This window comes from Kitasatospora sp. NEAU-69, from assembly GCF_057158765.1.
The window spans coordinates 135,549-144,835 of sequence record NZ_JBWXUE010000023.1 but is presented as its reverse complement, the minus strand read 5'-3'; the positions used below and the strand labels follow the sequence as shown (position 1 = coordinate 144,835).

Genomic DNA, 9,287 nt, shown 5'->3' with positions numbered 1-9,287 from the left:
ACTCTCCGTGAATGTCTGCTCGTCAGTGCTTAATTAAAAGCCCGAGCTCGCACCCGCGTTGAGCGGCACGACGATCAGCGGAATAGGCCGACCCCGTGCACTGCGTCCTCGCTAGTGTTTTTACTACAAAAGGAATCTCCAACCCCGATCAGTGATCGAGGCCGGGGATGTCAACATATCTGGCGTTGACTTTTGGCACGCTGTTGAGTTCTCAAGGAACGGAGACTTCCTTCGAGCTGCTCTCGCAGTCCCTCCGGGCCCTTCGTTCTTACTTCGGAGAGCTTATCAGATCGTCCGTTCCGGCTTTTCCGACTCGCTCTCGCCGTAACCGGCCTGGCGGCCTGTCCGACGTGTTGAACTTTAGCCGGACCCCGCTCCGAAAAGCGAATCCGACCGAAGCCCGCTCACCCGACCGAAATACCGGCGCAGCACAGCGGGCCGGCCCGCGCCGTCGTAAAAGAGCAGCACGAAAAGACCAGCACAGATGTACTGAGAGAGGTGTTTCGGGAGAGTGGCCGCCCCGGGACCGTCCGCGCAGATGCGTGTCCGGTGCTCCCAGTCGAGCGACTAGAGAACACTAGGCACACCGAGCCCCGGACGCAAATCCCGGACGGCAGCAGGCCCAGGCCCGGCCTGCTGCCACTCACTCTCACCGAGTGGGAGCAGGCCGAACGCCCTTCGACCTCATCCCCGCAGTGCGGCCACTACTGAATCGCGGCCCAGGTCCCGAACACCCGGCTGGCGTCGGACTGCCGGCTCGTCTGCTCGGTGCCGGTGCTGTCGATGGCGAATGCCTCGGAGTAACCGCCGGCGTTGAGCACCTCCGACGGATCCCCGACGAACGACGGCGTGCTGCCGCCGATCGAAGCGGAGGAGAACGTCATGGACCGGCTCGCCGGATCCTGCGACAGCGAGGCGATGGCTCCGCTCGCGGTGCGGACCAGGACCGAGGCGAGGTTGTTGGCATCCACCCTCGCGGCCGGGGTGCCGACCAGGCCGGTGGTGCTGCCCCGGCCGAGGTTGACCCAACCGACCCAGCCGCTCCCGGCACTGGGCTGCCAGCTCGTCCACAGATTCCCGTCCACACCCACCGCGAACACCGCGAACGCACCGTTCGCATAAAGCACGGGCGACGGATCACCGGCGAACACCGGACCACCCGAGGCAATCGAGCTCACCCAGTTGTTCATCGTCCCACCGGCAGTGTTCTGCCAGACCTGGCCGATCGTGCCGGCGGCCGTCCGGATGAAGACACTGGCCGCGTTGCCGGCGTTCAGGGCGGCAACGGGCTTGCCGGCCAGGCCACCGACACCGCCGGCGCCGAGGTTGACCCAGCCGACCCAGCCGCTCCCGGCACTGGGCTGCCAGCTCGTCCACAGGTTCCCGTCCACACCCACCGCGAACACCCCGAAGGCGCCATTCGCATAAAGCACGGGCGACGGATCACCGGCGAACACCGGACCACCCGAAGCAATCGAGCTCACCCAGTTGTCCATACCCCCACCAGCACCGCTCTGCCAGACCTGGCCGATCGTGCCGGTTGTCGTCCGCGCGAAGACACTGGTCAGCGTGTTGGCGTTGAGGATGGCCGCCGGCGCGCCGACGAGTCCGCCGGTCGGGCCGTGTCCCAGGTTCGCGCTGACGAAGGAGGAGGACGAGGACGTCTGCCAGGCGTCGTAGAGGTTCTGGTCGGCGCCGATCTTGAAGGTCGACGCGACACCGTTCGGGAAGATCACGGTGCTGTTGGCCTGCGACAGCGTGCTCGGCGCCGTCGATACGGTGCCGCCGGGAGTCACGTAGCCGATCACCTGCTGGCCCCAGGACTGCTGCGCGGTCGGGTCGAACGGCCCGTCGTCGGCGACGAGGGTGCCCTGGTCGCCGCCGGTGTCACTGATCGAAGTCCGCCCGGCCACCGTGGTGACCAGCGAGACGTGCTGGACGTCGCCCGCGCCGAGCTTGCCGGGATCGGTGGTGCTCGTCAGGGTGGCGCCGTTGGCGCGCCACACGATCGCGTCGCCGGGCCGCGGGGTGTAGGTGGTGTCGGAGACCCAGTGGAAGGTGCCCCGGACCGCACCGTGCTGGGCGAACGTCCAGGCCGCCGACGTGAGGTCGCCGGTGTCGGTGTAACCCGCCTGGCTCCAGACCCACTTGGCGAAGTCGGCGGACCACGGTTCGGCAGCCACCTGCGTGTTGAGGTTGCAGCTGGTGCCGAAGCCGATGTAGCCCATCGGAACGCCACCGAAGCCGGTGCTGTTCGCCGCACACGGGCCCTTGCCGACATTGGCGCCGGCCAGCGCGGCCGCGGCGTCACCGAGCGAGTCCGCAGCGGCGCTGCCGGCGGCCGAGGTGAGCAAACCCCCGGAGAGCAGCGCCGTGCCGAGGGCGAGCGCGACGAGTCGGCGGCCTGCTCCACCCCCGACGGATGCCCCGACAGGCTTGGCATCAGGCCCGGCAGCGGATTCGGCGGCCGATTCCGCGGCCGGTTCGGAGGCCGGTTCGGAGGCAGAGCGGATCAAACGGACGGCACTGGACACAACGGTTCCCCCAAGCGAATGTGCGACGGCTCGACAGCTGAGGGACAGTCTGGATCATGGACTCGCGCAGCATGTGCCGGTTCGAAAAACTGCCACGGGCCGGCACACGGCGACGGGCAGTCACGGCGACAGTGGATCGTCGCCGTGACTGCCCGTCATCGTTCAGGGTCAGTACTGGGTGCTGCCGGGGTCAGTACTGGGTGCTGATCGTCACGCCGCTGAAGTCGGTGTTGGCGTAGAGGCTGATGTAGCGGTAGCCGGCCGTCGTGTTGGTGACGGTGATGGCCTGGGTGGTGCCGGGGTTGGTGGACGAGGCTGTGAAGGCCTTCGGCGACGCCCAGCCGGTCGGGTTGTAGTACAGCGACGCGCTGCCGGTGCCGCCGGAGGTGCTGACCTTCAGCGTGGTGGTGCCGGCCGGCAGGTAGACGTACAGGTAGTCCAGGTTGCCGGCGGTCGCGGCGCGGTTGGGCCGGGAGCAGTTCTGGCCCATCGCGTCGGTGCGGGCGTCGGTGCAGGTGGGCAGCGTGGTCCCGGCGCCGACGGTCACGGTGACCGACTCCGGGGTGCTGGCGCTCTTGCCCGCGCTGTCGGTGGCGGTCAGGGCGACCGTGTACGTGCCGGCGGCCGCGTAGGTGTGGGTCGGGTTCTGCTGGTCGGACGAGCTGCCGTCGCCGAAGGTCCAGTGCCACGAGGTGAGGTGGGCGGAGCTGGCGCTCTCGACGGACTGGTCGGTCAGGCTGACCGTGGCGCGGCTCACCGACTGGGAGAACAGGGCCGTCGGGCCCTCGGCGAAGCAGGCACCCGCGGCACAGGTGCTGAGCCAGCTGTCGAAGTCGGCGTCGTAGGCGGTGCCGATGCTGTTGTAGACGTTGTAGGCGCCCTGGAAGTCACCGGTGCGGAAGTGGCCGAGCATGGCGGTGACGTCGGCCGGGTGCTTCTCGAACATGTACCGCACGGCGAGGTAGCCCCACGGGTAGGTGCGCACCGAGTCCGAGTTGTCGTACGTGTTCTGGAAGATCGTGCTGAGCTTGTAGGTGTGCTTGGCCGCCTCCGCCATCGCCTGGGTGTCGGTGGTGCCGCGGTAGGTGTAGGACTCGTACTCGGCGACGCCCTCGATCCACCAGATGTCCGGGACGGAGATCTCGGTGCCGAAGCTGCCCTTCATGTCGTAGATGCCGTCGAGGTAGTGCGTGTACTCGTGGTTGAGGTTCCACACGTTGGCCGTGAAGCCGTCGTTCCAGGCCTTCTGGTACATCACCGAGACGGCCTGGTTGTTCGGGTCGGTCGGGTCCATGACGGTCTGACCGCCGTTGTTGGTCGAGTTCCCGAAGATCGCCCAGGAGTAGTTGACGTAGTCGGCCTGGTTGCTGAAGATCCCGAGGGTGATGGTCTTGTCGTACTGGCCGGGGACCGGCCCGTTGTCCTTGACCATGTTGTGGAAGAACGTGTCCTCGCCCTGCAGGCTGGCGCAGACCGCGGCCAGGTCGGCCGGCGAGAGGCCTTCGGTCTCGACGTTGCGGTTGCCGCAGACCTGGTCGTGCGGCAGGACCACTGCGGTCAGCTTCGCCGGCAGGTTGCAGGTGCCGTAGTACGAGCACTGGGCGCCGTCGTACTGGTCCGCCTGGTAGGCGGTGTGCACGTAGAGCGGGCCGGTGCTGCCCAGGATCGGGGCGGCGTCGAGCACGGCCTTCACCAGCGGCTTGGCCACCGCCTCGACGGTGGCGCTGTCACCGGCCATCCGGGCGAGGTCGTTGCCCGCGTTGACGTCGAGGAACGCGTTCGCGCCGGTGAGCAGGTCCTGGTGGCCGGTCGCGAACTTGCTCAGGGTGCCGACGACGCTCGGGTCGGCGCTGACGGCGTTGACGAAGTCCGGGTTCCAGTTCGCCCGCCACAGCGGCGCGGAGAGCACGGCGTTGACCGCGTTCACCATCTTCGGCGACGCGTTGTAGGAGTTGTTGTAGCCCTTCAGCACCTGCTGGTAGGTCTTGAGGTAGTCGCTCTGCAGGTTCGCGCTGTCGGTGAGGATCAGCACGTCGTAGAGCACGCTGCCGTTGGCGTCGTTGACGTCGGTCCAGTGCGAGCCGGCGAAGAACGCGTCGAGGCCGGCCTTGGTGGCGTTGGAGAGCGCGGCGTCGTAGTTGCCGACGGCGCTCGTGTTGTACGACTGGACGTAGTAGCCGGCCCGCAGGAAGATCGCGAGCTGCCAGATGCCGGTCGAGTCGTCGCCGGTGTAATGGGTCGCCAGGTCGTGGAAGGACTGCGCGACGGTGAGCATCTGCTGCTCTTTGAAGATGGCGCCCGCGTCGGTGCCGGTCACGTTGAACAGCGTGTTGACGCAGTCCGTGGTCGAGCCCTCGACGAACGAGACCAGCCCGGCTCCACTGCGACTGCCGAAGTCGGCCGGAGTGCAACTCTGGGCGGTTCCGGCGGTCTTGGCGGCAGCCGAGGGGGTGGCGTCGAGCCGCGCCGCGCCCGGCTTGGCCGGCGTCGCGTTCTGCCTGAGCGGGCGGGGGGTGGTCTGAACGGCCGTGCCGGCGGGCTGGCCCATCACGACCTGGCCGAGCAGGGCCGGCGGCAGCGGCGCGGCGGCGGGGGCGATGTCGCCGGAGTCGGCGGCGACGATCGGGCCGAGCGGCTTGGGGACGACGAGGGAGTTCGCGGTCGCCGGCCGGGCGGCGACCGGGGCGGATGCAGCCAGCGCGGGGGCGGGCAGCATGGCGGCGGTGGTGGCGCAGCCGGCGACGAGGCCGGCCATCACTGTGGGGAGCGATATTCGCAGACGCACTGGGTCCTTCTCCGGTGGGGGATTTAACCGAGCATCAGGCGAGGCGTGGGGGGAATTGACATGCATCTTGCCACCGGATGAGCGAGAGAACAATGTCACACGTCATACATTCTTCGAGCGCGACGCTGCGGCCTCCCTGGGCCCCGGCAAGCGGCAGCGGGCAGGAGGCAAGGGGGCGAGGCGGCGCGGCGCAGACGGCTCGGGGAACGCCGGGCGGCCCGCCGGGCGTTGTCAGGGCATGGGCGGATTCGGGATCATCGGCGACATCTTCATGCCGAGCCGGCGCTTCCAGGAGGAAGAGGAGCATCGGCTCGAGTGGACCCGCGACGAGGAGGGTGAGGGCGACCCGCACCGCGGGCCCATCGATCTGGCCAGTGGCCAGGTGGCGATAAGACTCCCGGCGCCACCGGACGAAGACTGACCGCCACTCAGGCGTCCTTCGGCCCCCCGGTACTGCTCAGGCGTTCTTCAGCGCGCTGCTGCGCAGCCCGGCGAGCAGGGGCAGCACATGCCGGTCCTCGCCGGCCGTGAACCTGAGGACGGCGTCGATGACGGCCCGGCCGATGTGGCCCGCCTCGTCGGCGGCGGCTCCGGCCGCCCAGGCCTGGAGGGTCTGGCCCAGCACGGTGCAGATCTTGGAGGTCGGACTCGCGTCCAGGCGCTCCATCGCCTCCTCGTACTCCTCCGAGTTCTTCGTGTCGCGGATGCCGGCGGCGGCCATCAGGAGGGTCTGCAGGATCTGCGCTCCATAGTCCGCGAGCAGGACCGGCAGCGTGGCCTCGTCCTCGCGGGAGCGGGCCAGCGCCGCCAAGGCCTCATCGTCATGCCGCCAGCTGGCCTCCAGGGCAGCGAGCGCACGCAGGGTCTCATCCGGTGTCACTCCGTCACCGTACCGTCGAAGGCCGAGCTCCGCCGGGCCGTTCACCGATCGGGCATAAACGCCCGGAAACAGCGGAATTCGCGCACATACGGTCGGACTTGATCACGCGACGGCCCGGCGCCCGCCTATCACAGCCGGTGCAGGTCCCGGGGGCGAGGAGCGAGGCTACCGACCGGTATGGCAGGCTCCGGCACGTAGCGTTGTCGGAGAAAGGACAACTGATGAGCGATCAGGACCACTCACTGGGCCGGCGGAGGTTCCTGGGCTACGTGCTGGCGGCCTCCACGCTCACCGTGGCGGCCCAGTTCGGCGAGGTGGCCGCGCCGGAGCCCGCGCAGGCGGCGATCCCCTCGCTCCCCGAGCCGGCCGAGGTCTACGACCTGAACGACCTGCTCACGGACGCGGCGCTGCCCACCGCCAACCTGATCAGCATCCAGCTGAACTCCGACGGAACCGCCTCCTTCGCGCTGCCCCGCGCCGAGGTCGGCCAAGGCATCACCACCTCCAGCGCGATGCTGATCGCCGAGGAACTGGACCTGCCGCTCTCCCAGGTGCACGTCACGCTCGCCGACGCCCGGCCCGAGCTGCTCTTCAACCAGCTCACCGGCGGCTCCAACACCACCATCTCGACCTTCACTCCGATCCGGGTGGCGGCCGCGATCGCCAAGCACCGCCTGCTGCAGGCGGCCGCCACCGCGCTCGGCGCGGACATCGCCACGCTGACCGCGAGCGCGGGCGTGATCACCGCGCCGAGCGGCGCGAGCATCGGCTACGGCGCCCTGGCGGTCGCGGCGGCCAGCCTGACCACCGTCCAGGTCTCGGTCGCGCTCAAGCCCGTCTCGCAGTTCAGCGTGATCGGGACCCCGCAGGGCCGGATCGACGCGCTCGACGCGGTGACCGGGCGCAAGCAGTTCGCCATGGACCTGAGCGTGCCGGGGGCACTGCCCACCATGGTCTGCCGCCCGCCGACGATCAACGGCACCGTCGTGTCGGTGCAGAACCAGGCCGCCGTGCTGGCGATGCCGGGCATCACCGACGTGGCGACCGTCGCCACCGGTGTCGCGGTCCGCGGCCAGACCTTCGGCCAGTGCATAGACGCGGTCCGTGCCCTGCAGGTCACCTGGGGGCCCGGCACCGCCGAGGGCGCCTCCGACGCGTCCGTGCTCCAGGAGCTGCTGGCCGCCGAACTCCCGCTGGTGGTACCGCCGCTGCCGCTGCTCACCGAGGCCGTCGACGCCCGGTTCACCTTCCACTTCGCCAGCAACAGCGCGCTGGAGCCCAACTGCGCGATCGCCGACGTGCGTTCCGACCGGGCCGAGATCTGGGGCGCGCTGAAGTCCCCGATCGTCGCCCAGGAGACCATCGGGCTGGCGCTGGGCCTGCCGCCCACTGCGGTCACCGTGCACGTCACCCAGGGCGGCGGCTCGTTCGGCCGCAAGCTCTTCCACGACGCTGCGCTGGAGGCCGCGCTGGTCTCGAAGGCGATGGGCAAACCGGTCAAGCTGATGTGGCACCGCACCGACGACTTCCGTCAGGGCCGCGCCCACCCGATGGCCACCTCCCGGGTCCGGGCCACCTACTCGCTCGGCAACGTCATCAGCTTCGAGCAGCGCCACACCTCGGTCGGCACCGACTTCGGCCACGGCCTCGGCGAGATCATCACCTCGCTGGCGGCCAAGCTCCCGGTGGGCAACCTCGCGTTCTCCGAGACCATGTTCGAGCTCACCCAGCAGAGCCCGTACGAGTTCGGCGTCACCACCCAGCTGCTCAGCGAGGTCGATCACGGCTTCAACACCGGTAGCATGCGCGGCATCTACTCGCCGAACGTGCGCTGCGCGCAGGAGCTGATCGTCGACCAACTCGCCGCCCGGATGGGTCAGGACGCCTACCAGTTCCGCCGCGGGTTCCTCAAGGACGCCCGAGCCCGCGCCGTGCTGGACCAGGTCGCCCAGGTCGGCGCCTGGGGCCGCACGATGCCGCCCGGCACCGCGCAGGGCATCGCGCTGCACCCGGAGTACCACGGCTTCGTCGCCGTCCTCGCCGAGATCGACTGCACGCCCGCCACCGTCGGCCGGCAGATCCCCGACGCGGTCACCGGGCCGCGGGTGACCAAGGTGGTCTGCGCCGTCGATGTGGGCCTGGCCGTAAATCCGCGCGGACTGGAGGCGCAGATGATGGGCGGCATCATGGACGGCATCGCCGTCACCCTGACGGCCGGCCTGCACCTCCAGAACGGCCAGTTCCTCGAGGGCAGTTGGGACAACTACTTCTACACCAGGCAGTGGAACAGCCCGCCCCAGCTGGACGTCATCGTGATGCCGCCGACCACCGGAGTGCCGGGCGGCGCGGGCGAGTTGGCGGTCGCGGGCACGATGGCCGCGGTCGCCTGCGCGTACGGACGGGCCACCGGCACGATGCCCACCAGCTTCCCGATCGGCTTCGGCGGCCCGCTCGGCTTCGACCCGCTGCCCACCGTGCCGCCGATCCCCGCCTCCCCCACCGACGGCCTCGGCAACACCTTCTAGGAGAGCAACTCCCGTGTCCCAACACACCTTCATCCTCAACGGTGCGCCGGTCTCGGTGGACGTCGACGACGACGTCCGGCTGCTCTGGGTGCTGCGCGACGTGCTCGGCATCACCGGCCCCAAGTACGGCTGCGGGCTCGGCGTCTGCAAGGCCTGCACCAGCCACATCAACGGCAAGGCCTTCAACCCCTGTTCGGTGCCGGTCTCGGCGCTCCAGCCGACCGACCAGGTCACCACCATCGAGGGCCTGCCCGCCACCGTCGGCAAGGACCTGCACCCCATGCAGCAGGCCTGGCTGGACTTCGACGTCGCGCAGTGCGGGTACTGCCAGCCCGGACAGATCATGGCCGCCGTCGCCAAGGTGCAGCAGGCGCGCGCCGCCGGACACGAGATCGGCGAGGCGGACTTCGACGAGATCCGCAACATCTGCCGGTGCGGCACCTACTACCGGATCCGGGAGGCGATCGCCGCGGCGGCCAAGAACTTCTGACCAGGCTAGGGCCTGTCCGGCGGTGATCCCCGTGATCCCGGTGCGCCGGACCGCCAGGCGGTCGCGCGCCGGG

The 9,287-nt window shown here is 69.4% G+C and carries 6 protein-coding genes; 3 read left to right on the top strand and 3 right to left on the bottom strand.

Going from position 1 to position 9,287, the window contains the following annotated elements; translation table 11 throughout:
* Positions 1 to 704: 704 nt before the first annotated feature.
* Positions 705 to 2,354 (bottom strand): DUF8189 domain-containing protein, encoded by a 1,650-nt coding sequence (locus tag AC060L_RS25695; protein WP_483801275.1) that lies wholly within the window; start codon positions 2,352 to 2,354, stop codon positions 705 to 707.
* 370 nt (positions 2,355 to 2,724) lie between these two features.
* On the bottom strand, positions 2,725 to 5,319 hold the full coding sequence (locus tag AC060L_RS25690) for a collagenase (RefSeq protein WP_483801274.1): 2,595 nt from the start codon (positions 5,317 to 5,319) through the stop codon (positions 2,725 to 2,727).
* 238 nt (positions 5,320 to 5,557) lie between these two features.
* On the opposite strand from AC060L_RS25690, the gene AC060L_RS25685 reads away from it, so the two are divergent.
* Positions 5,558 to 5,740 carry a DUF6191 domain-containing protein gene (locus AC060L_RS25685; protein ID WP_483801273.1) on the top strand — a complete coding sequence of 61 codons (183 nt, stop codon included), beginning with the start codon at positions 5,558 to 5,560 and terminating at the stop codon, positions 5,738 to 5,740.
* A 36-nt stretch (positions 5,741 to 5,776) separates the two neighbouring features.
* Here AC060L_RS25685 and AC060L_RS25680 read toward each other — a convergent pair whose 3' ends face one another.
* Positions 5,777 to 6,199: a hypothetical protein gene (locus AC060L_RS25680; RefSeq protein ID WP_483801272.1), complete on the bottom strand. Its 423-nt coding sequence runs from the start codon at positions 6,197 to 6,199 to the stop codon at positions 5,777 to 5,779.
* Between the two features lie 221 nt (positions 6,200 to 6,420).
* Here AC060L_RS25680 and AC060L_RS25675 point away from each other — a divergent pair, with 221 nt between their 5' ends.
* Positions 6,421 to 8,724, top strand: coding sequence for a molybdopterin cofactor-binding domain-containing protein (locus tag AC060L_RS25675; protein WP_483801271.1), 2,304 nt, complete (start codon positions 6,421 to 6,423; stop codon positions 8,722 to 8,724).
* A gap of 13 nt (positions 8,725 to 8,737) precedes the next feature.
* On the top strand, positions 8,738 to 9,214 hold the full coding sequence (locus AC060L_RS25670) for a (2Fe-2S)-binding protein (protein ID WP_483801270.1): 477 nt from the start codon (positions 8,738 to 8,740) through the stop codon (positions 9,212 to 9,214).
* Positions 9,215 to 9,287: the final 73 nt, after the last annotated feature.